At 71.0% G+C, this 19,271-nt stretch carries 19 protein-coding genes; 14 read left to right on the forward strand and 5 right to left on the reverse strand.

What is annotated here, in order from left to right; all coding sequences use genetic code 11:
• The first annotated feature begins 92 nt into the window (after nucleotides 1-92).
• Nucleotides 93-2,675, forward strand: a complete 2,583-nt coding sequence (gene rph, locus L3Q67_RS41985) for a phosphoenolpyruvate synthase (RefSeq protein ID WP_499191778.1) — start codon at nucleotides 93-95, stop codon at nucleotides 2,673-2,675.
• Between the two features lie 23 nt (nucleotides 2,676-2,698).
• Here the strand turns inward: rph and L3Q67_RS41990 are convergent, their stop codons facing one another.
• A complete protein-coding gene (locus L3Q67_RS41990; protein WP_499186948.1) occupies nucleotides 2,699-3,667 on the reverse strand; it encodes a nitrilase family protein in 969 nt (322 codons plus the stop codon).
• Between the two features lie 69 nt (nucleotides 3,668-3,736).
• Here L3Q67_RS41990 and L3Q67_RS41995 point away from each other — a divergent pair, with 69 nt between their 5' ends.
• Entirely contained in the window at nucleotides 3,737-4,609 is an 873-nt protein-coding gene (locus tag L3Q67_RS41995) for a LysR family transcriptional regulator (protein WP_499186949.1), read from the forward strand.
• A 6-nt stretch (nucleotides 4,610-4,615) separates the two neighbouring features.
• Here L3Q67_RS41995 and L3Q67_RS42000 read toward each other — a convergent pair whose 3' ends face one another.
• Nucleotides 4,616-5,401 (reverse strand): NAD(P)-dependent oxidoreductase, encoded by a 786-nt coding sequence (locus tag L3Q67_RS42000; protein WP_499186950.1) that lies wholly within the window; start codon nucleotides 5,399-5,401, stop codon nucleotides 4,616-4,618.
• Between the two features lie 92 nt (nucleotides 5,402-5,493).
• Between L3Q67_RS42000 and L3Q67_RS42005 the strand changes: the two genes are divergently transcribed.
• The 7 genes from L3Q67_RS42005 to L3Q67_RS42035 all read left to right on the forward strand — a co-directional run bounded on the left by L3Q67_RS42005 (nucleotide 5,494) and on the right by L3Q67_RS42035 (nucleotide 11,252).
• Nucleotides 5,494-6,165, forward strand: coding sequence for a GntR family transcriptional regulator (locus L3Q67_RS42005; RefSeq protein WP_499186951.1), 672 nt, complete (start codon nucleotides 5,494-5,496; stop codon nucleotides 6,163-6,165).
• Between the two features lie 152 nt (nucleotides 6,166-6,317).
• Nucleotides 6,318-7,280: a DUF6282 family protein gene (locus L3Q67_RS42010; RefSeq protein ID WP_499186952.1), complete on the forward strand. Its 963-nt coding sequence runs from the start codon at nucleotides 6,318-6,320 to the stop codon at nucleotides 7,278-7,280.
• On the forward strand, nucleotides 7,277-7,993 hold the full coding sequence (locus tag L3Q67_RS42015) for a PIG-L deacetylase family protein (protein ID WP_499186953.1): 717 nt from the start codon (nucleotides 7,277-7,279) through the stop codon (nucleotides 7,991-7,993). Before L3Q67_RS42010 ends, L3Q67_RS42015 begins: the two co-directional genes overlap by 4 nt.
• Nucleotides 7,990-8,619 carry an RraA family protein gene (locus L3Q67_RS42020; RefSeq protein WP_499186954.1) on the forward strand — a complete coding sequence of 210 codons (630 nt, stop codon included), beginning with the start codon at nucleotides 7,990-7,992 and terminating at the stop codon, nucleotides 8,617-8,619. Before L3Q67_RS42015 ends, L3Q67_RS42020 begins: the two co-directional genes overlap by 4 nt.
• On the forward strand, nucleotides 8,616-9,380 hold the full coding sequence (locus L3Q67_RS42025) for an ABC transporter ATP-binding protein (RefSeq protein WP_499186955.1): 765 nt from the start codon (nucleotides 8,616-8,618) through the stop codon (nucleotides 9,378-9,380). The genes L3Q67_RS42020 and L3Q67_RS42025 overlap by 4 nt, the downstream gene beginning before the upstream one ends.
• Nucleotides 9,377-10,228: an ABC transporter permease gene (locus L3Q67_RS42030; RefSeq protein WP_499186956.1), complete on the forward strand. Its 852-nt coding sequence runs from the start codon at nucleotides 9,377-9,379 to the stop codon at nucleotides 10,226-10,228. The genes L3Q67_RS42025 and L3Q67_RS42030 overlap by 4 nt, the downstream gene beginning before the upstream one ends.
• A complete protein-coding gene (locus L3Q67_RS42035) occupies nucleotides 10,221-11,252 on the forward strand; it encodes an ABC transporter substrate-binding protein (protein ID WP_499186957.1) in 1,032 nt (343 codons plus the stop codon). The genes L3Q67_RS42030 and L3Q67_RS42035 overlap by 8 nt, the downstream gene beginning before the upstream one ends.
• A gap of 13 nt (nucleotides 11,253-11,265) precedes the next feature.
• On the opposite strand, the gene L3Q67_RS42040 is transcribed toward L3Q67_RS42035, so the two are convergent.
• A complete protein-coding gene (locus L3Q67_RS42040) occupies nucleotides 11,266-11,505 on the reverse strand; it encodes a hypothetical protein (RefSeq protein WP_499186958.1) in 240 nt (79 codons plus the stop codon).
• Between the two features lie 273 nt (nucleotides 11,506-11,778).
• Here L3Q67_RS42040 and lanKC point away from each other — a divergent pair, with 273 nt between their 5' ends.
• A complete protein-coding gene (lanKC, locus tag L3Q67_RS42045) occupies nucleotides 11,779-14,307 on the forward strand; it encodes a class III lanthionine synthetase LanKC (RefSeq protein WP_499186959.1) in 2,529 nt (842 codons plus the stop codon).
• A gap of 47 nt (nucleotides 14,308-14,354) precedes the next feature.
• Nucleotides 14,355-14,489, forward strand: a complete 135-nt coding sequence (locus L3Q67_RS42050; RefSeq protein ID WP_499186960.1) for a hypothetical protein — start codon at nucleotides 14,355-14,357, stop codon at nucleotides 14,487-14,489.
• Nucleotides 14,490-14,735: 246 nt separating this feature from the next.
• Here L3Q67_RS42050 and L3Q67_RS42055 read toward each other — a convergent pair whose 3' ends face one another.
• Nucleotides 14,736-15,059, reverse strand: a complete 324-nt coding sequence (locus L3Q67_RS42055) for a helix-turn-helix domain-containing protein (protein WP_499186961.1) — start codon at nucleotides 15,057-15,059, stop codon at nucleotides 14,736-14,738.
• Between the two features lie 806 nt (nucleotides 15,060-15,865).
• Here L3Q67_RS42055 and L3Q67_RS42060 point away from each other — a divergent pair.
• The gene (locus tag L3Q67_RS42060; RefSeq protein ID WP_499186962.1) at nucleotides 15,866-16,195 is read left to right on the forward strand and encodes a DUF6401 family natural product biosynthesis protein; all 330 of its coding nucleotides are present in this window, start codon (nucleotides 15,866-15,868) and stop codon (nucleotides 16,193-16,195) included.
• A 22-nt stretch (nucleotides 16,196-16,217) separates the two neighbouring features.
• On the opposite strand, the gene L3Q67_RS42065 is transcribed toward L3Q67_RS42060, so the two are convergent.
• Nucleotides 16,218-16,793, reverse strand: a complete 576-nt coding sequence (locus L3Q67_RS42065) for a helix-turn-helix domain-containing protein (protein ID WP_499186963.1) — start codon at nucleotides 16,791-16,793, stop codon at nucleotides 16,218-16,220.
• A 65-nt stretch (nucleotides 16,794-16,858) separates the two neighbouring features.
• Here L3Q67_RS42065 and L3Q67_RS42070 point away from each other — a divergent pair, with 65 nt between their 5' ends.
• Together L3Q67_RS42070 and L3Q67_RS42075 are read left to right on the forward strand one after the other, a co-directional pair.
• Nucleotides 16,859-18,070, forward strand: coding sequence for a zinc-binding metallopeptidase family protein (locus L3Q67_RS42070; RefSeq protein ID WP_499186964.1), 1,212 nt, complete (start codon nucleotides 16,859-16,861; stop codon nucleotides 18,068-18,070).
• A complete protein-coding gene (locus tag L3Q67_RS42075; protein ID WP_499186965.1) occupies nucleotides 18,067-19,197 on the forward strand; it encodes an aminotransferase class I/II-fold pyridoxal phosphate-dependent enzyme in 1,131 nt (376 codons plus the stop codon). The genes L3Q67_RS42070 and L3Q67_RS42075 overlap by 4 nt, the downstream gene beginning before the upstream one ends.
• The last annotated feature ends 74 nt before the right edge of the window (nucleotides 19,198-19,271 follow it).

Genomic DNA, 19,271 nt, shown 5'->3' on the forward strand with positions numbered 1-19,271 from the left:
ATCCGGGTCCCTCATGAGGCCCCGGAATTTGTTCCATACTGCCCGTCGCCGGCACCACCTCGACGAACGATGGAGCAACGGAATTGGCCTATGTGATGGGTTTCGGGCAGATCGACCGGACGAACGCCCCGCAGGTCGGCGGGAAAGGGGTGCACCTCGGTGAGCTGTCCCGGATCGACGGCATCTCCGTGCCGGACGGCTTCTGCGTGACCACGGACGCCTACCGGGAGATCGTGGCCGCGGCACCGTCGATCGACGAGCGGCTCGACCGGCTGTCGCAAGTGGAGCCCGGCGACCGCGCGGCGATCCGCACGCTGAGCGCGCAGGTCCGCGACCTCATCGAAGGCGTCGAACTGCCCGGCGACCTGGCGGCGGCGATCACCGGATCGCTGGCCCGGCTCGGGGAGGGGACCGCCTGCGCGGTGCGGTCCAGCGCGACGGCCGAGGACCTGCCGACCGCGTCCTTCGCCGGCCAGCAGGATTCCTACCTGAACATCGTGGGCCCGGAGGCGGTCCTGCGGCACGTCCGGCGGTGCTGGGCCTCGCTGTTCACCGAGCGCGCGGTGACCTACCGGCTGCACAACGGCTTCGACCACCGGGACGTGCGGATGGCCGTGGTGGTGCAGCGGATGGTGTTCCCCGACGTCGCCGGGATCCTGTTCACCGCGGACCCGGTGACGTCGAACCGGAAGGTCGCCACGGTGGAGGCCGGGTGGGGGCTCGGCGAGGCACTGGTCTCGGGCCTGGTGAACGCGGACGTCCACACGGTGCGCGACGACCAGGTCGTGTCCACGGCGATCGGCACCAAGGCGCGGGCCATCCTCGCGCTTCCGGAAGGCGGTACGCACGAGACGCCCGTCGAGCCGGAGCGGCAGGCGCGGGCGGCGCTGACCGAAGCGCAGGTCCTGCGGCTGGTGCGGCTGGGACGGCGGATCGAGGCGTACTTCGGCAGGCCGCAGGACATCGAATGGTGCCTGGCAGGCGACGAGTTCCACCTCGTCCAGAGCCGCCCGATCACCACCCTGTTCCCCATCCCCGAGACCGGCGACGAGGACAACCACGTCTACATCTCCGTCGGCCACCAGCAGATGATGACCGACGCGATGAAGCCGCTGGGGCTTTCCGTGTGGCAACTGACGACCCCGCGGCCGATGCACGAGGCGGGCGGGCGGTTGTTCGTCGACGTCGCCCCGGCGCTGGCGACGCCCGCGGGCCGCGAAGGCGTCATGGGCAACGCGGGCCGGTCCGACCCGCTGATCCGCGACGCCCTGCAGACCGTGCTCGACCGCGGCGACTTCATCCCCTCATGCCCGGACGAGGAGGCAGCCCCGGCCGCCGGTGAAGCGCCCGCTCCCCTCGAAACCGATCCGGCCGCCGTCACCGAGCTGATCACGCGGGACCGGGAATCCGTGGCCACCCTGCGGCGCGAGATCCAGGACCTGTCCGGGCCGGCGCTGCTCGACTTCATCATGGCCGACTTCCATGAGCTGCGGCGGATCCTGTTCGACCCGCGGAGCCACCAGGCGATCATGGCTTCGATGGAGACCACCTGGTGGCTCAACGAACACCTCGAAGAATGGCTCGGCGAGAAGAACGCGGCGGACGCGCTCACGCAGTCCGTGCCCCACAACGTCACCTCGGAGATGGGGCTCGCGCTCCTCGACGTCGCCGACACGATCCGGCCGCACGCCGAGGTCGTGGCCTTCCTGCAGCAAGTGACCGACGACCAGGACTTCCTGGACGAACTCGCCGGACTGCCCGGCGGCCGAGCGGCCCGCGACGCCATCCAGGGCTACCTCGACGAGTACGGCATGCGCTGCGCGGGCGAGATCGACATCACCAGGACGCGCTGGAGTGAGCGGCCCGCCACGCTCGTGCCCACGATCCTCGGCAACATCAGGAACTTCGAGCCAGGCGCCGGGAAGCGGCGTTTCGAACAGGGCCTCCAAGAGGCCCAGCGGAAGGAAGAGGAGGTGCTGACGCGGTTGCGTGCCCTGCCCGGCGGGGAGGCCAAGGCCGAGGAGACCAAGCGGATGATCGACCGCGTCCGCACGTTCGCCGGCTATCGCGAGTACCCCAAGTACGGCATGGTCAGGCGCTACTTCGTCTACAAGCAGGCGTTGCTGCGGGAGGCCGATCGGCTCGTCCGGGCCGGTATCCTGCGCGCCCGGGAGGACCTGTTCTTCCTGCGGCTCCAGGAATTCCACGAGGTCGTGCGCACCAACCAGGTGGACCACCAGCTCATCCGGGAGCGGCGTGAGGCGTTCCAGTCCTACGAGACGCTCACCCCACCCCGGGTCCTCACTTCGGACGGCGAGGCCATCACCGGCGAGTACCGGCGCGACGACGTCCCACCCGGCGCCCTGGCCGGACTGCCGGTCTCGGCGGGCACCGTCGAAGGCCGGGCACGGGTCGTGGTGGACATGGCGCGGGCCGAACTCGAGACGGGCGACATCCTGGTCACCGCCTACACCGACCCCAGCTGGACGCCGCTGTTCGTGGCGATCTCGGGGCTGGTGACCGAGGTCGGCGGCCTGATGACGCACGGCGCGGTGATCGCCAGGGAGTACGGCCTGCCCGCCGTCGTGGGCGTGGAGCAGGCCACCGCGCTGATCCGCGACGGGCAGCGGATCCGGGTCGACGGCACCAACGGGTACGTCGAACTGCTCGACTGAACCGGCGGCCGCCACGGAACCGGTCAGATGTCGACTGGTTCCGTGGCGAAGCGGGCCGTACGCGGGTCGCGCTCGTCGCCCCGGTGGCGGGTCAGGCTTGCGTACAGTTCCGGGCGGCGCCCAGCCAGCCAGCGCCGCCCCGTGGACAACGGGACCAGCCCGAGGTCCAGGTCGGCGAGCACCAGCCGATCCCCGGCCGCCCACGTCTCGGCGAGGATGCGGCCGTAGGGGTCGAGCACCATGGCGTTGCCGGTGCGCACCTCGTCGTCGTCGCGGCCGACGCCGTTGCTGAAGACCAGGAAAAGGCCGTTGTCGTGGGCTCGCGCGGGCAGCCAGCGCATCAGCCACTCGCGGCCGTTGGAGCCGCGGAACTCGCGCTCGACGGCGGCGGGGTCGGTGTGCCGGTTTTCCCAGCAGGCCAACGGGATCGGGCGCATGCCGTGGGGGCTGCGGGAGGCGGTCCCGCCGGTCTGGTGCGGGGCGATGAGCACCGTCGCGCCGTCCAGCGCGCAGGCGCGGACGTTCTCGACGAGGTTGTTGTCCCAGCAGATGAGGATCGCCATCCGCACGCCCCACGGGGTGTCGAACACGGTGAAGCGGTCGCCGCTGCTGATCGCCTCGTGCTCGAACGCGTGCAGCTTGCGGTGGACGTGCACCGTCCCGTCGGGCAGGCACACGGCGTAGGAGTTGAACAACCGGCCGCCGTCGCTCTCCAGGAACCCGGCGCCGACCCCGATCCCGAGCCGGGTCGCCAGCGAACGCACCGCGCTCACCGACGGCCCGTCCACCGGTTCGGCCAGCGCGTGCAACGCCTCCGGGCTGTGCCGGCGCAGGTGCCAGTAGCCGACCAGGCACATCTCCGGGCACACCACCAGCCGGGCGCCCGCCGCGGCGGCCTCGCTCGCGAAGTGCGCGACCCGTCCCAGGTTGTACTGCTTGTCGTCGGCGCGGTGTTCGAACTGCACCGCCGCGACCTTCACCACGGTTGTCACCCGTCCAGCACACCTCGCCCGCACCCATGTGTCCAATGAATCATCGGGCGGATGTCATAACCTCCCGGAATGCATCCTCGCCTGCGTGCCTTCGTCGCGGTCGCCGACCACCACGGCTTCGGCGCGGCGGCGCAGAGCCTGTCGATCACCCAGCCCGCGTTGTCCAAGCAGATCCAGGCGCTGGAACGCGAACTCGGCGGCGGCACCCTGTTCAGCCGGGGCCGCAACGGCGCGGCACTCACCGAGTTCGGCGCGCTGCTGCTGCCCCAGGCGCGCGAGCTGGTCACGACGGCCGACGAGTTCACCCGCCGGGCCCGGCGGCTGGCCCGCGGCGAGTCCGGCAGCCTGTCGGTCGGCTTTGGACTGTCCACACTGGATATCGCGCCACGCGTGATCGCCGAGTTCCGGCGCTGTTTCCCCGACGTCCGGATCAGCCTGGAGGACCTGCCCTCGGCGGTCCAGGCCGACCGGTTGCGCAGCCGGGAACTGGACGTCGGCTTCGTCCGGCTACCCGTGGGCGACCAGCTGCGTCAGCGCGTACTGCGCCGCGACCACCTCGCGATCGCCAGCCCGGGCCCGATCCCGGCGCAGGTCGCCGGCTGGCTCGCCGATCAGCGGCTCATCCGGCTGGCCAGGGCCAAGGGGCCGGGCCTCGCCGCCCAGATCGACCGGTTGTGCGCGGCCTGGGATTGCCGGCCTGGCACCGCGCAGGAGACCCACGACCTGCAGACCGTGCTCGCCCTCGTGGCCGCCGGTGCGGGCTGCGCGCTGATCCCCGCGACCGCCGCCCGCGTCGCCCCACCCGCCGTGACCCTCACCCCGCTCGACGACCCCGCGGCGGCGTGGAACGTCGGCGTCGCCTGGCACCCCGCCCAGCACACCGCCCACGTGCCCAACTTCCTGACGCTGCTGGCCGATTCGAGCCCCGGAACAGCCCGGTAGACGGGGCTACGAGCGGTTCGCGAGGCGCGCGAGGAGGTCGCGGCTCGCCGAGGCGATGGCGGGTTCGACGCCGAGGTCGCGGAGCATGTCCGCAGCCGCGGCCATTTCGTCGGTGCGGCGCACGGCGTGCTGGCGGGTACCGTCCACCAGCCGGTCCACAGTGGACGAGTCAGCGCGGGTCAGTTCGCCGGCGATGTTGTCGCGCAGCCAGTCTTCGCACCCGGCGGCGCGGGCGGCTTCGAGCGCTTCGACCGTCGCGGCGGCCAGGCCCTTGAAGAACACGCTCCGCAGCAGCTTGCGCTCGGCGGCCAGGCCCGCGTCGCCTTCGATGACGTCGACGGCGGCGCCGAAAGAATTGAGGATGCGCTGGGCGGACGTGGCCGCGGCGCCGCTGGCCAGCATCGGGACCCGCAGGCCGAGGCCGGGCACGGGAGCCATGATCGAGACGCCGGTGAAGGCGACGCCGTGACTCTCGGCGATGCCCGCGAGGGTGCGCTTGGCTTCGGGCGAAGCGGTGTTGAGGTCGGCCCAGACACCGCCGGTCATCACCTCGACCGCCGCCTGCAACGCCCCGGCTGCGGCTTTGGCGCTGGTGACGCTGAGCACGAGGTCGGCTCCCGCGGCGGCGTCGGCCTCGCTCGTGGCACCGATGATGCCGTCCCCGGCCTCGACGGCGGGGTCGTAACCCCGGACCACCGCGCCCGCGCCGGCCAGGTCACGGGCGATCGCGCCACCCGCCTCACCGAGGCCGAGTACCGCTATCGTGACCGGCTTCCCGCGCACGTCGGACATCATCGTCTCCTCTCGCGACCGAGACGCTACACTAGGTCAGCGACAATATTGGTGACAATCTCGGCGATGGCCGGGGACCACGAGGGGGCACGGTGACGGCGAACCGGGAGGACGCGGCCCAGTCCGTGGTCACCGCCATCCGCGAGGCGATCGTGCGCGGTGACTTCGTGCCGAACCAGCGGCTGGTCGAAGCCGACCTCTCGGAGCAGTTCACCGCCAGCCGCGCCAGCGTGCGCTCGGCCCTGCTCGAACTGGCCAACGACGGCCTGGTCGAACGCGTGCAGAACCGCGGCGCCCGGGTGCGGGCGGTTTCACTCGACGAGGCGATCGAAATCTCGGAAGTGCGGATGGCCGTGGAAGGCCTGTGCGCGGCGAAGGCAGCTGAGCAGGTGACCGCGGTGGAGGTCCGTGAGCTGAAGGCGATCGGGAAGGACATGCGCAAGGCCGTGTCCGGCGGCGACGTCCTCGGCTACTCGCAGCTCAACCAGCGGCTGCACCGGCGCGTGCGCGAGATCAGCGGTCAGCACACGGCGTCCGGCGTGCTCGAACGCCTGCGCGCGCAGAGCGTCCGCCACCAGTTCAAGCTCGCCATGCACCCCGGGCGGCCCGCGGTCTCACTGCCCGAGCACCTCGCGATCATCGACGCCATCTGCGCGCACGACCCGGCGGCCGCGGAGGCCGCCGCCCGCGCCCACCTGCGCAGCGTCATCACCGCCCTGCGCGAGGTCGACCAGGCAGGCTCGGTCACCCGCGGCCTTCGCTGAACCGTCCGGCCACCTCCGTCCGGCCACCTCCGTGTGGCCACTGTGGACGTCCCCTGATCACCCCTGACGATCGCTCGCGCCCTCGGCACGCTTGACTCTTGCGCCAAAATTGTTAACAATCTCGGTGGAGATCGTGCCCGCAAAGGAGCGTCATGACCGAGCACCCCCAGCCCACCGACCACGCCCGCCACCTGGTCCGAGGGGCCTACGACGTGCACATCCACGTGGCGCCGGACGTGATGCGCCGCCGTATCGACGACGTGACCCTCGCCGACCGGTTCGCCGAAGCCGGCATGGCGGGCTTCGTCCTGAAGTCCCACTACGTGCCCACGGCGGAGCGCGCCGAGGTGGTTCGCCGCGCCCGTCCGGACATCGACGCGGTCGGCGCCATCACGCTGAACGCTTCGGTCGGCGGGCTCAACCCGATCGCCGTCGAGATCGCCGGGCGCGGCGGCGCGAAGGTGGTCTGGATGCCCACTGTGGACAGTGCGAACCAGCGCCTGTGCCAGGCCGCCGAACCCGAAGGCGCCACCCCGCCGATGTGGGCGCGCCTGCAGGCCGACCTGCGTGATGCGGGGATGGCGGCCGATCCGGTCGAGGTGCTCGACGCGGACGGGACGGTCAGCGAGCGGACGAGGCAGGTGCTCCGGCTGATCGCCCGCCACGACATGACACTGGCGACCGGGCACCTGCACGGGGACGAGTCGGCACGGGTGATCGACGCGGCGGTCGAGGAAGGGGTGCGCCGGATCGTCGTCACCCACCCGGAGTTCACCTCCCAGCGCATCGGCCTCGACCACCAGCGGGACCTGGCCGCGAAGGGCGCGCTGCTGGAGCGCTGCTTCACCACGCCCTACACCGGCAAGGTCGGGTGGGACCTGTGGTTCACCAACATCCGCGAGGCAGGCCCGGAGAACTCCGTGCTCTCCAGCGATCTCGGTCAGCCGTTCAACCCACCGGTGGAGGACGGTCTCGCCCTGTGCGCCGACAAGCTCCTCGAAGCCGGTTTCCAGGATGAGGAGATCCGCACCATGGCCGTGCACAACAGCCGGTGGCTGGCAGGCGCCGAACCACTGCCCGACGCTCCCGCCAGGGCGACGGGGGCGAAGGCATGAGCGCGCGACGGTTGCTGGTGGTGGGCGCGCACAGCGCGGACTTCGTCTGGCGGGCGGCGGGCGCGGTGGCCGCGCACACCGCGGCGGGCGGGGAGGCGCTAGTGGTGGCGCTGTCCTACGGCGAGCGCGGTGAGTCCGGCGAGCTGTGGAAGGCCGAGGGCCAGACCGAAGAGAACGTCAAGCGGATCCGCCACGAGGAAGCCACCCAGGCCGCCGCGGCGGTCGGTGCCGAATTCCAGGGGTTCGACCTCGGCGACTACCCGCTGGAGGTCGGCCAGGACGGCCACGACCGGCTGGTGGAGTTGATGCGGGAGTACGCGCCGCACGTCGTGCTGACCCACCCGGACAAGGATCCGTTCAACCCGGACCACCCCGTGGCGCACGCCGCGGTCGCCAGGGCACGGCTGCTCACCTCGGGTGCCGGGGTCGCCAGCGGGTTCAAGACCGCTCCCCCGTCGGAATTCCTGGTCTTCGAGCCGCACCAGCCCGAGCTGTGCGGGTTCCTGCCCACGGTCTACGTCGACATCACCGCGGTGTTCGAGCGCAAGGTCGAGGCGATGAAGCACATGGCGGCGCAGAAGTACCTGCAGGAGTACTACGCGCAGCGGGCGGAGCACCGGGGCAACCACGCCCGCAAGGTGACCGGCGACAGCGCGATCCGGCAGGCCGAGGCGTTCCAGCGGTTGCTGCCCCACGTGGTCGGTGCGCTGTGAACGCCGTGCACGAGGAACTCGCCGCGGCCGGGGTCGCGACGGTGTATGAGGCGTATGGCCGCCGCGGCCTGCTCGACGTCGACCTCCAGCCGCTCGCCGCGGGCCGCCGCGCCGCGGGACCGGCCAGGATCGCGTTGTGCGGTCAGGGTGACAACCGCGCGGTGCACGAGGTGATGGCGCACCTGCGACCCGGCGAGATCCTGGTGCTGACGATGCCGGAACCGGCACCGGTGGCCCTGCTCGGCGACCTGCTGGCCACGCAGGCACAGGCCAGGGGCGCGGCCGGGATCCTGGTGAACGCCGCCGTGCGGGACAGCGCCGACCTGGCCGCGTTCGACGTGCCGATCTGGACCCGGTGGCGGCGGGCCACCGGCGCCACGAAGGACACCCGCGGCAGCGTCGACGTGCCGGTGACCATCGGCGGCACCCGGATCGCCCCCGGCGACCTGCTCGTGCTGGACGACGACGGCGCCACCGCGGTCCTCGAGTCCGATGTGGACGATCTGCGGGAGGCGGTCCGGCAGCGCCTGGCCAAGGAAGAGGGCCTGCGTGCGCGGTGGGCGGCCGGTGAGCTCAGCTACGACGCCTACGGCCTGCGTGCCGAGGACGAACGGGGCCGGTCATGACCGCCGTCCTGCGTGCCGAACGGCTCAGCAAGCAGTTCGCCAAGGACGACGTCGCGGTCGTGGCCCTGCGTGAGTTCTCCCTGAGCATCGAGGAAGGCAGCTTCGTCTCGGTGCTCGGCCGCAGCGGGTGCGGCAAGTCCACCATGCTCAACCTGCTCGCCGGGCTGACCCGGCCGAGCGAGGGCGAGGTGCTCTACCGGGGCCGGAAGCTGACCGGGCCGGACGTGGAGATCGGGTACCTCACGCAGTCCGACACGCTGATGCCGTGGCGGGACGTGCGGCGCAACGTCGAACTGCCGATGGAGATCCGCGGGGTCGCGGCGAAGGAACGCCGCCGGATCGCCACCGAACTGGTGCGGCGCGTGGGCCTCGCCGGCTTCGAGAAGCACTACCCGCGCGAGCTGTCCGGTGGCATGCGGCGGCGGGCGAGCCTGGCGAGGATGCTGGCGGGCGAACCGGGCACGCTGCTGATGGACGAGCCGTTCGGCGCGCTGGACGCGCAACTGCGCACGGAACTGCAGGAAGAACTGCTCCGGCTGTGGCAGGGCAGCGGGCAGACCGTCGTGTTCGTCACCCACGACATCGAAGAAGCGATCCTGCTCGGCGATCGCGTGGTCGTGCTCGGCGGCCTCGGCCGGATCGTGCTCGACCGGCCCGTCGACCTGCCGCGCCCCAGGACGCTCGACGAGCTGCGGGTCGACCCCGGGTTCGTCGCGGTGCACGGCGAACTCGCCGCCGCCTTGAAGGAGGGCGCGCGATGAGCCCCACGGACGAACTGACCGCACCACCGGACGGCGCCGCCACCGGCCCGGTCCGGATCGGGCTGAACCGGAGCTGGTGGCAGCGGCACGGGGTGAGCACCACCGTCTGGCTGGTGCGCGTGGTGCTGGTCGCCGCGTTCCTGGTGCTCTGGGAGGTCTCGGCCGACCGCTGGATCGACATCACCTTCGTCAGCAGGCCGAGCGACATAGCCGTGCGCCTCGGCGAATGGGGCGCCGACGGTACATTGTGGACGAACAGCTGGATCACCATCCAGGAGATCGTCTACGGCTTCGGACTCGGCGCCGCGGCCGGGGCGATCGCCGGTTTCGTGCTGGCGTCGCTGGAGTTCGTCTACCGCGTGCTGGACCCGTTCATGATGGCGCTGTACTCGATCCCCAAGGTCGCGCTGGCGCCGTTGTTCATCGTGTGGTTCGGCATCGGCATGCACATGAAGGTGCTGCTGGCCGCCGCGACGGTGTTCTTCCTGGTCTTCCTGAACACCGCCGCCGGCGTGCGCGAGGTCGACCGCGGGCTCGTCGACGCGGTGCGGCTGATGGGCGGCGGCCGCTGGGAGGTGGCCCGCAAAGTGGTGCTGCCCGCGTCGATGACCGGCGTGCTCACCGGGCTCAAGGTGGCCATCCCGTACGCCCTGATCGGCGCGGTGATCGGGGAACTGGTCGCGTCCAACCGGGGGCTCGGGTACCTGATCAACGACGCGGCGTCCCAGTTCGACACCGCCGGGGTGTTCGCCACGCTGGTGGTGCTCAGCGTGATCGCCGGGGTGCTCAACGTCCTGGTCGGGCTGATCGGCAAGCGCGTCAACCGCTGGAAGCCGATCGATGGCTGAGCGGATCGGGCGCCGGAGCGTCCTCAAAGGACTGGCGGCGGCGGTGCCTGCCGGGCTGCTCGCCGGCTGTGCCCAGCGCGAGTCGACCACCCCGGCCGGGGTGCTCAACATCGGGCAGATCAGCAATTCCGTGGCGTTCCTCCCGTTGTTCGTGGCGGAGACGAAGGGCTACTTCACCGCCGAGGGCATCACGCTCGGGGACCGCCCGCGCCTGGGAACGGGTGCCAAGGTGGCCGCCGCGCTGAAGTCCGGCAGCGTGGACCTCGGGGCCGGGGTGATCACCGACGCGTTCAACCTGGCCAAGATCGAGGACGGCGCGCGGATCGTGTCGAGCCTGGTCACCGAGTTCTACGTGGACATCGTGGTGCCACCGGCGTTCGCCGGGCCGGGTGACGGCGCGCCGCTCGAGGCGAAGATCGCCGCGCTGACCGGCAAGTCGATCGGCATCACCGGGCCGGCCAGCGGGACCGAGGCGCTGGTCAGCTACCTGTTCGGCAGCATCGGCCGCAACGCCGCCACCGACGCGACCCTGGTCAACCTCGGCAGCGCGACCACGGCGGCCATCGGCGCGCTCAAGGCGAACCGGGTGGACGCGCTGGCGTTCTTCCAGCCGATCGCGCAGCAGGCCGAAGCCGCGAACATCGGGCGCACCTACCTCTCACCGGCCCGCGGTGACGTGCCCGGCCTGCGCGGCGCCCTGCACGGGGTCGTGTTCAGCACGCGCGAACTGCTGGACCGCAAGCGGGACGAAGTGGCCGGGTTCCAGCGCGCCATGCAGCACGCGCTGGACGACATCCACAGCGACCCGGCGGCCGCCAGGACACTGCTCGGGCAGTACCTGAAGGACACCGATCCGAAGGCGCTCGACGCGCTGGTCCCCATCCTGGGCCGGGAAATCCCGGCTTCGCCCGTGGTCCAGCGCGCTTCCTACGACACCGCGCTGAAGTTCCACCTGGACAGTGGCCTGATCAAGAAGTCGTTCGGCTACGACCAGGTGATCCCGGAGGCGCTGCGAGCCGGATGAGCGGAGGGTGTGGTCAGTCGGACCAGCTGACGAGGCCGGTGTACTGGAAGTTCTGGTAACCGCAGCCGATCCAGGTGACCAGGTAGCCCTCGGCCCGCTTCTGCTGGGCGAGCTGCGAACCCGCCGCTTCGCACTCGGCCTTGGTCAGGCCGGTGACGGTCTGCTGGTAGTACCTCGTCTCGGCGTGCGCGGGCGCGGCGACGACGAGGGCCGCGGCGACGAGGGTCACGCTGGCAAACAGTTTCTTCACCATGTGCGCAGTCAAGCACGCGCCGCGGCCCGCCGTCGTGGGTACTTTTGCCAGCTCCGGCGCCGGGGCGGGTTCAGGCCTGGTGGCCTCGGCGAAGCAGCGGCAGGCAGGTCACTCGCGGGGGGTATTTCTGGAACCCGTACAAAATGTTTGGAAACCCGGTCGTCACCTGAAGGAATGAGCTTGATCGACTGGGCGAATGACCGTTGCTAGGGTCGGAATGGTTCAGCTCCACGACGTCGAAAAAACCCACGTCGAATTTGGAGGAAGGGCCCGGTGGAATGGCGCTATTTCGAATTCTGCGTTGACGGTTCGCCGTACTACGACAAGCCAGTCGAACAGGCTGACGGCCGGGAAACCTTCGCCGGTGCCGCCCCCGTTCCCGACGGCTGGCTGTCCGGTGAAAGCGGCCCGTGGCGGATCCTGCGGCCACGATCCGGCGTGCTTCCGGCGCAGGGGTGGAAAGTGCACGTTTCGGCCACCCCGGCCGAGGCCGAGCGGGTCCTGCGGACCACGCACGCCTACTGCGCCGAACGCGGACTGACCTTCAAGCACCTGCGATCCGCACGGGTGTTGTCCTGGTCGAACCGCAAATACGCGCCGAGGAGCAGCAGCGGCAAGTTCCTCACGATCTACCCGCCCGACGAGCGGTCGCTGCGGGCGCTCCTGGAGGAGCTTTCGGCCGAACTGGCCGGGGTCCAGGGGCCCTACATCCTTTCCGATCTCCGCTACGGCGCCGGTCCGCTTTACACCCGTTATGGCTCGTTCACCGCGCAGTGGGCGGACGACCGGACGCTCGGGCTGACGCGGCCGGACGGGGTCGTGGTGCCGGACCAGCGGACGCCCTGGTTCGAGGTCCCCGAGTGGGTCAGCCTCCCCGCGTTCCTCGAACCGCACCTCGAAGCCCGGCGGTCCACCGGCACCGCGCTGCCCTACCAGGTCGTCGAGGCCCTGCACTTCTCCAACGCCGGGGGCGTCTACCGGGCGGTCCGCCACGCGGACGGCACCCCGGTGATCCTGAAGGAGGCCCGCCCGCACGCCGGTCTCGACGCGCGGGGCAGGCACGCCGTCGAGCGGTTGCTGCACGAACGCGACATGCTCCGGCGGCTGGCGGGCATCCCGGGCATCCCGGCGGTGCACGACCACTTCGTCGCCGGGGACCACCACTTCCTGGCCCTCACCGAAATGCCGGGGATCCGGCTGAACCAGTGGCTGGGTACCCACTACCCGCTGACCCGGGTCGCGCCCGCGGAGCCCGACGTCCGCGCCTACACCGGCCAGGCACTCGACCTGAGCCAGCGCGTCGCGCACCTCATCGAGCAGGTGCACGCCCGCGGGGTGGTCATGTGCGATCTGCACCCCGGCAACATCCTGATCGACGAGTCCGGCGCGTTGTCGCTGATCGACTTCGAGACCGCGTCCGACACGCTCCACCCCACCCGGCAGCTCATGGCGGCGCCCGGGTTCCGGGCTCCGCGAGGACTACGCGGCACGGAGGTCGACCAGCACGCGCTGGCGATGCTGCGCCTGTGGTTCTTCGCGCCGCTGACCAACCTGCTCGAGGTGGCACCGGCCAAGCTCGCCGACTGGGTGGCGTACGCGGAACAGCGCTTCGACCTGCCCCCGCACTTCGGCTCGGCCGTGCTCGGGGTGCCGGAACCCCGCGACCGGAGATCCACCGGGGCGTCATGGCCCGCTGACCCGGGACCCGCGGACTGGCCTGCCCTGCGCACCTCGATCGCCGACGGCATCCTGGCGAGCGCGACACCCGGCCGGACGGACCGGTTGTTCCCCGGGGACATCAACCAGTTCGAAACCGGCGGCACCGGCTTCGCCCACGGAGCCGCCGGGGTCCTCTACGCGCTGGACGTCGCCGGCGCGGGCCGCGATCCCCAGCACGAAGCCTGGCTGCTCGACGCGATCCGCCGCACGCCACCGGATCGCTCCGGTTTCTTCGACGGTGGCCACGGCATCGCCTACGTGCTGGACCACCTGGGCTACCACGAAGAAGCGGCCGTCCTGCTCAAGACCTCGATGCCGTGGGAGGACCACAACGACCGCCCCGGCATCGGCAGCGGGCTGGCCGGGATCGGCCTCACCCACCTGCACCTGGGTGCCCAGCACGACGACGAGGCACGGATCGCGCACGCGGCGTCCGTCGGGCGCCGGCTGGTGACGATGCTGTCCCGGGCGAACTCCCGGATCACAGCGGGTTTCGAGGACGGCTGGTCGGGGGCGGCACTGCTGTTCGTGCGGCTGTACGAAGTCACCGGCGCCCCGAGCTGGCTGGAGCACGCGGACCGGGCGTTGCGCCGCGACCTGACCGAGTGCGTCCCCGTTCCCGGCGATGCCCTGCAGGTCAAGGACGCCGAAACCGGCGCTCTGCTGCCCTACCTCGCCGCCGGGTCCGCGGGAGTCGCGCTCGCGGCCGCGGAACTCGCCGCCCACCACCCGGACGCGCCGGCCGTCGCCCGGCTTCCCGAGCTGGTGCGCGGTTGTCAGAGTGATTTCACCGTCCACCCCGGACTCTTCCGCGGGCGGGCGGGCCTGATCCTCACCCTCGCCTCCGTCGGCCGCGGGACCGACGCCGCGCTCGCGCGGCACCTGTCCGGCCTCGGCCTGCACGCGGTGACCAGGGACGGCACCACCTGCTTCCCCGGGCACCAGCTGCTGCGCCTGTCCGCCGACCTGGCCACCGGCAGCGCCGGGATCCTGCTGGCCCTGCACGCCGCACTCGGTGACGCGCCCGTCACCGCCCTGCCGTTCCCGCCCCGGCACGCCCGGGTTCCCGCGGGAACGCCCTGAACTCGGCCACGCGGCCGGGAAGTACACCGCCCACGAAAGGGGACACCATGGAATCCATTCTCGACCTGCAGGCCCGCCCGGTGCTGCACCAACGCCGCACCGAAGCGGCGGAAATGCCTCTCCACAGCACCGTCAGCCTCCTCATCTGCGTCGACGACGACGACCACTGGTGGGACAACTGAGCGAAGAGACCCCGGTGCGGGGGTGACCGGACCGGCCACCCCCGCACCCCGTTCCCCGGGCCGGACGCCCGGCAGGTCGCGGTCATGGCACACGGCACGATCGAGTTCTTCAAGGCGGAGAAGGGCTGGAGCCGTTGCGCGATCGAAAGCCGAGGGCTTCCGCGCCAGGCTCCCATCCACACGGGACGAAGAATGGAGCTGAGCACCGCGGGTGTACCACCGGGATCGGCGGTACACCCACCGGGTTCAGTGTGAAGCCTGCTCGCCGGAGTTGCGTCGCTGGGCTTCGTGCAACTGGTCTTCGAGGGAGACGATGCGGCACGCCGCGTCGACGGCGGTGCCCTGATCGACCAGTTCCCGCACCCGCGCGGCGATGCGCAACTGGTGGCGGGAGTAACGACGATGTCCGCCGGCGGAGCGCTGGGGTTCGATCAGGCCGGCCTCGTCCAGGCTGCGCAGGAAATTCTGGCTGGTGCCGAGCATGTCGGCGGCCCGGCCCATGGTGTAGGCCGGGTAGTGGTCGTCATCGAACTTGCCGGTCGTAGCCGGGTCTTGTTGGTCAGGGATCATTCCACCTCCACATCATGAAGAACCCCGGGTGCCGCTTCGGCACCCGGGGTTCCAGGGGTTGAGAGTTCACCATTGTCAACCGGCCCGACGGCCGGTGAATTACACCCGCGGAGCCCAGCCGTGAGACCGGTTGTGCGGGGATCGCTGATTCGTAACCGAGAACCACCTGCCAATCCGATGGGACTGCGGTACCCGCGCGGCCCTGCTGCACAGCCGCGGCGGGCGATCCAATGATGCGCCCTTTCCCTTCTATCCTGTGTTTCTTCCTTACCTTGCACTGCTGCGGACACCACCAGCCGGAACCCCTTACCCAGATCGGTCCCAGCACGCCTGATGTCGCTGACCGGCCCGCCGGAGCCGCTGATCCTGCCCCGGCGACCGGCCGTCTTCACTGCATACTGCGAACTACGGTATTGCCTGTACTGCTACTTCCACGGGTGCACCTGCTCCACCCGCGCACTGCATTGGCACTTCTACTACTGGTACTGCACTACTACTGGTACTGCACCGGGACCGGTACTGCCGTCTTCATTGCGTGGTCCCGGGTACTGCTCCCGGTCACGGCCGGAATCCCGATCCTGCCTGGGTTCCGTCTCGCGTGACCGTCCTGTCTCATATCGCGGGTAGTTACGTCCTCTCCCGCGCCACTTGACGTTGTCTCTCTCCGTACGAGAAGAACACTACACCCACCCGGCGGCGAATGTCTACTCCCCCCGGCATAGATTTGTTCCGCAGCCGGAGCTCGGTTGTCTGTGCCAGCGAAAGCACAGGTCAGCCGCGGGACAGAACGGGAAAGGACCGCTGGGATGTGCGAGCCGGTGCCGCTGGAGACCTGGGCGACCGGACCGGTCCGCGACACCATCGCCGCCATGCGGGCCGATCCGTGGCACTCGGCGGTCCTGGACCACCACCGCGACGAGATCCGCACCGAACTGCGCAAAGCGGGCGCCTCGCCGGATCGCGCCACCCTCACGCTCTACCTGCACGTGCTCGGGCACGCGCTGGACTACGTGGGCACCGATGTGCCCGGCGACGCCCTGCCGCTCACGCCGGTCCACGGCACCGGCATGGACTGGTTCACCATCCGCATCGCCGCCGCCTGCCAGCTCGCCCTCGACGAGGGCGTCATCACCTGATCGCCGAGCCCCAGGCGCGGTCCTAACCGCGGTCCGGCGGGTAGCTCATGATCAGCACCGCCCGGCCGCCACCGGGACCGGCCGCGTAGACGTGGGTGACGGTGCCGTCGAAGTACGCGGTGTCCCCCGGCTCCAGCTCGACCAGTTGCTCGGCGGGCCCGCACGCCACCGAGCCCCGCACGCAGTGGACGACCTCCCTGGTGCCCGCGTCGTGCGGATCGCTTTCGAAGCGCGCGCCTTCGGGCAGGTCCAGCTCGAAGACCTCGGTGCGGTGGTGGCTGCGATCGGTCTCCAGCAGCCTGCCGCGCATGCCCTTCGAAGACTCCACAATGGACCCTTCGTGCGCGCGCTGCACCCGGGACAGCGCCGGGGCCGGCTGCTCGATGAGTTGCCCGATGCTGAGCCCCATGGCGTGCCCGAGGCGCCACAACGTCTCCAGTGACGGGTTGCCCTCCCCCGCCTCGATCCGCGCGAGGCTCGTCTTGGACAGGCCGGTAATCCTGGCCAGGTCCCCGAGCGACTGGTTGCGGGCCTCGCGCTGGCGGCGAACCACCTCGGCGAGGCGCTGGGCGTGAACCGCTATTGACCGAGAATCCATCGTTCCCTACATTGAACGCGCCGTCACATATATGTTCCAGCGTACGACCGGACCAGGGGACCACCATGACCGATCATGCCGCAGCCGTGCACGCGTGGCTGGAGCCACGGGCCGAGGAAATGGCCGAACTGCTGGTCCGGCTCGTCGCCGTGGATTCGGAGAACCCGCCGGGCCGGGCGCTCGGCCGGTGCGCCCAGGTGGTGCGCGAGGCCATGGAGAAGCTGGACCTGGCTCCCGAGGTGCTCGAACTCGCGCCGTCCGGGGACCTCGAAGACCCGTGCGTCGTGCGCGGCACCGCCGGAACCGGCGACCGGCTGCTCTACTTCCACGGGCACTTCGACGTGGTCCCGGCGCAGGACCACGCGCAGTTCACCGCCCAGCGGCGCGACGGCCGGATCATCGGCCGGGGCACCGCGGACATGAAGGGCGGCATCGTCAGCATGCTCTACGGTGCCGCGGCCGCCAGGGACCTCGGACTGCTCGGCGACGGCAAGATCGTGCTGAACCTGGTGTGCGACGAGGAGACCGGCAGCGTCGTGGGCGCGGGTCACCTGCGCGAAGCCGGGCTGATCGATCCGGACGCGGTGGCCATGGTGACCGCCGAGCCCAGCGGCGGCGCCATCTGGCACGCCGCCCGCGGCGCGCTTTCCCTACGGGTGGACGTGCGGGGCCGCGAGGCCCATGTGGGCCAGGCCGACCGGGGGATCAACGCGTTCCGCCACCTGATGGACGTGGCCCGGCCGGTCGAGGCCTACGCCGAGGAGATGGCCGCCCGGCACACCTCGTTCCCGATGGACGAAGCCGACGCCCCCGGCACGATGATGGTGGTCGGCGGCCTGTTCGGCGGCGGTTCGAACTTCAACGTGGTGCCCGGCTCGGCGTACTTCACCGTGGACGCCCGGTACAACCCGGAAGAGGACCTCGACGGGGAACTCAAGCGCCTGACCGCGCTGATCGGCGACGCCGCGGCGGACGCGGGCGCGAACGTGTCCACCGAGGTGACCCAGCTCCAGCCCGCGGCCGCCACCGACGAGGCGCATCCGGCCGCGCAAACGCTTGCCCGCTGCGCCGGCGAGGTCGAAGGCACCCCGCCCCGGTTCGAAATGTGCTCGGGAGTGCTGGAAACCCGGTGGTACGCGCAGCTCGGGATTCCGGCGTTCGCCTATGGCGCGGGCCGCCTGGACGTGTCCCACGGTCCTGACGAGTACATCGACGAGGCCGCGATGCGCCGCTGTGCCGCCGTCTACGCCCGGTACGCGCAGGAGATGCTCGCATGACCGCGCTCGTCCAGTGGTCCGCGCCCGGCCGGGTGCAAGTGGACGATCGCTCGCTGGTGAACCTGGCGTCCTGCGACTACCTCGGCCTCTCCGGTGACCCCCGCGTCCTGGCCGCCGCGCACCGGGCGCTGGACCGATGGGGGCTCGGCAGCGCGGCGGGCCGCACGCTCAGCGGCAGCACCACCCTGCACCGCGAACTCGAACACCGCCTGGCCGCGTGGGTCGGCTGCGAGGACGCGGTCCTGCACGGTTCGTGCTGGACCGCCAACGCCGCGGTCTTCGGCACGCTGGCCGCGCTCGGCGCGCAGACCGGCTCCGCCACGGCCGTCTTCTCCGACCGGCTCAACCACGCCAGCATCATCGACGCGATCCGCACCCAGCGGCACGCCGTGGCCGAGCTGGTGCGGTACGACCACGACGACGTCGGCCGGCTGCGGCGCCGGCTCGCCGAAACACCGGACGAACACACCAAGGTGATCGTCACCGACGGCGTGTTCAGCATGGAGGGTGACCAGGCGCCGCTCGCCGACCTGTGCGCGCTGGCCGGGGAATTCGGCGCGCTCCTGGTCGTCGACGACTCCCACGGCACCGGGGTCGTGGGGGCGACCGGACGGGGAAGCGTTGAGGCGCAAGGGGTCCTCGGCCAGGTCGACGTGCTCACCGGCACGCTGGGCAAGGCGCTCGGGGGCGCGATCGGCGGCTTCGTCGCGGGTTCGGCGTCCTTCACCGCGGCCCTGCGGAAGCACTCGCGTCCCTACCTCTTCTCCAACAACCCGCCACCGGCCGTGGTCGCGGGAGCGCTGGCGGCGTTGGACGTCCTGGAGACCGACGGTGAACCGCTGGCTGCTCTCCGCGCACGCGTGCGGCAGCTGCGGGACGGCGTGGCGCGACTCCGGCTGACGACCTACGAGGGCGACCACCCGATCGTGCCGATCGTCCTCGGCGACGAGGAGCGCGCCGCGGCGGTCAGCACGGCACTGCTCGACGAGGGCGTTTTCACCACTCCCCTGCGATTTCCGATGGTGCCGCATGGCACGGCCCGGCTGCGGTTGCAGGTTTCGGCCGCGCACTCGGCCGCCGCCATCGACCAGGTGCTCGGCGCACTCGCCCGGCACGCGCAGGACTGAACACACTTCAGGCACGCGGCGCCGCCTGGGCCACCAGCTACCTGAAGCCGCCCGTGCCTCAGGAGGCGCCGTAG

This window comes from Saccharothrix sp. AJ9571, assembly GCF_021725495.1.
Taxonomy (GTDB): Bacteria; Actinomycetota; Actinomycetes; order Mycobacteriales; family Pseudonocardiaceae; genus Amycolatopsis; species Amycolatopsis magusensis.

Bases quoted from the DNA above. Each gene is read 5' to 3' on its own strand.
- L3Q67_RS41995 (WP_499186949.1), top strand. From the start codon at position 3,737: ATGCATCCTCGCCTGCGTGCCTTCGTCGCGGTCGCCGACCACCACGGC.
- L3Q67_RS42000 (WP_499186950.1), bottom strand. From the start codon at position 5,401: ATGTCCGACGTGCGCGGGAAGCCGGTCACGATAGCGGTACTCGGCCTC.
- L3Q67_RS42010 (WP_499186952.1), top strand. From the start codon at position 6,318: ATGACCGAGCACCCCCAGCCCACCGACCACGCCCGCCACCTGGTCCGA.
- L3Q67_RS42015 (WP_499186953.1), top strand. From the start codon at position 7,277: ATGAGCGCGCGACGGTTGCTGGTGGTGGGCGCGCACAGCGCGGACTTC.
- L3Q67_RS42025 (WP_499186955.1), top strand. From the start codon at position 8,616: ATGACCGCCGTCCTGCGTGCCGAACGGCTCAGCAAGCAGTTCGCCAAG.
- L3Q67_RS42030 (WP_499186956.1), top strand. From the start codon at position 9,377: ATGAGCCCCACGGACGAACTGACCGCACCACCGGACGGCGCCGCCACC.
- L3Q67_RS42035 (WP_499186957.1), top strand. From the start codon at position 10,221: ATGGCTGAGCGGATCGGGCGCCGGAGCGTCCTCAAAGGACTGGCGGCG.
- L3Q67_RS42040 (WP_499186958.1), bottom strand. From the start codon at position 11,505: ATGGTGAAGAAACTGTTTGCCAGCGTGACCCTCGTCGCCGCGGCCCTC.
- L3Q67_RS42050 (WP_499186960.1), top strand. From the start codon at position 14,355: ATGGAATCCATTCTCGACCTGCAGGCCCGCCCGGTGCTGCACCAACGC.
- L3Q67_RS42055 (WP_499186961.1), bottom strand. From the start codon at position 15,059: ATGATCCCTGACCAACAAGACCCGGCTACGACCGGCAAGTTCGATGAC.
- L3Q67_RS42060 (WP_499186962.1), top strand. From the start codon at position 15,866: ATGTGCGAGCCGGTGCCGCTGGAGACCTGGGCGACCGGACCGGTCCGC.
- L3Q67_RS42065 (WP_499186963.1), bottom strand. From the start codon at position 16,793: ATGGATTCTCGGTCAATAGCGGTTCACGCCCAGCGCCTCGCCGAGGTG.
- L3Q67_RS42070 (WP_499186964.1), top strand. From the start codon at position 16,859: ATGACCGATCATGCCGCAGCCGTGCACGCGTGGCTGGAGCCACGGGCC.
- L3Q67_RS42075 (WP_499186965.1), top strand. From the start codon at position 18,067: ATGACCGCGCTCGTCCAGTGGTCCGCGCCCGGCCGGGTGCAAGTGGAC.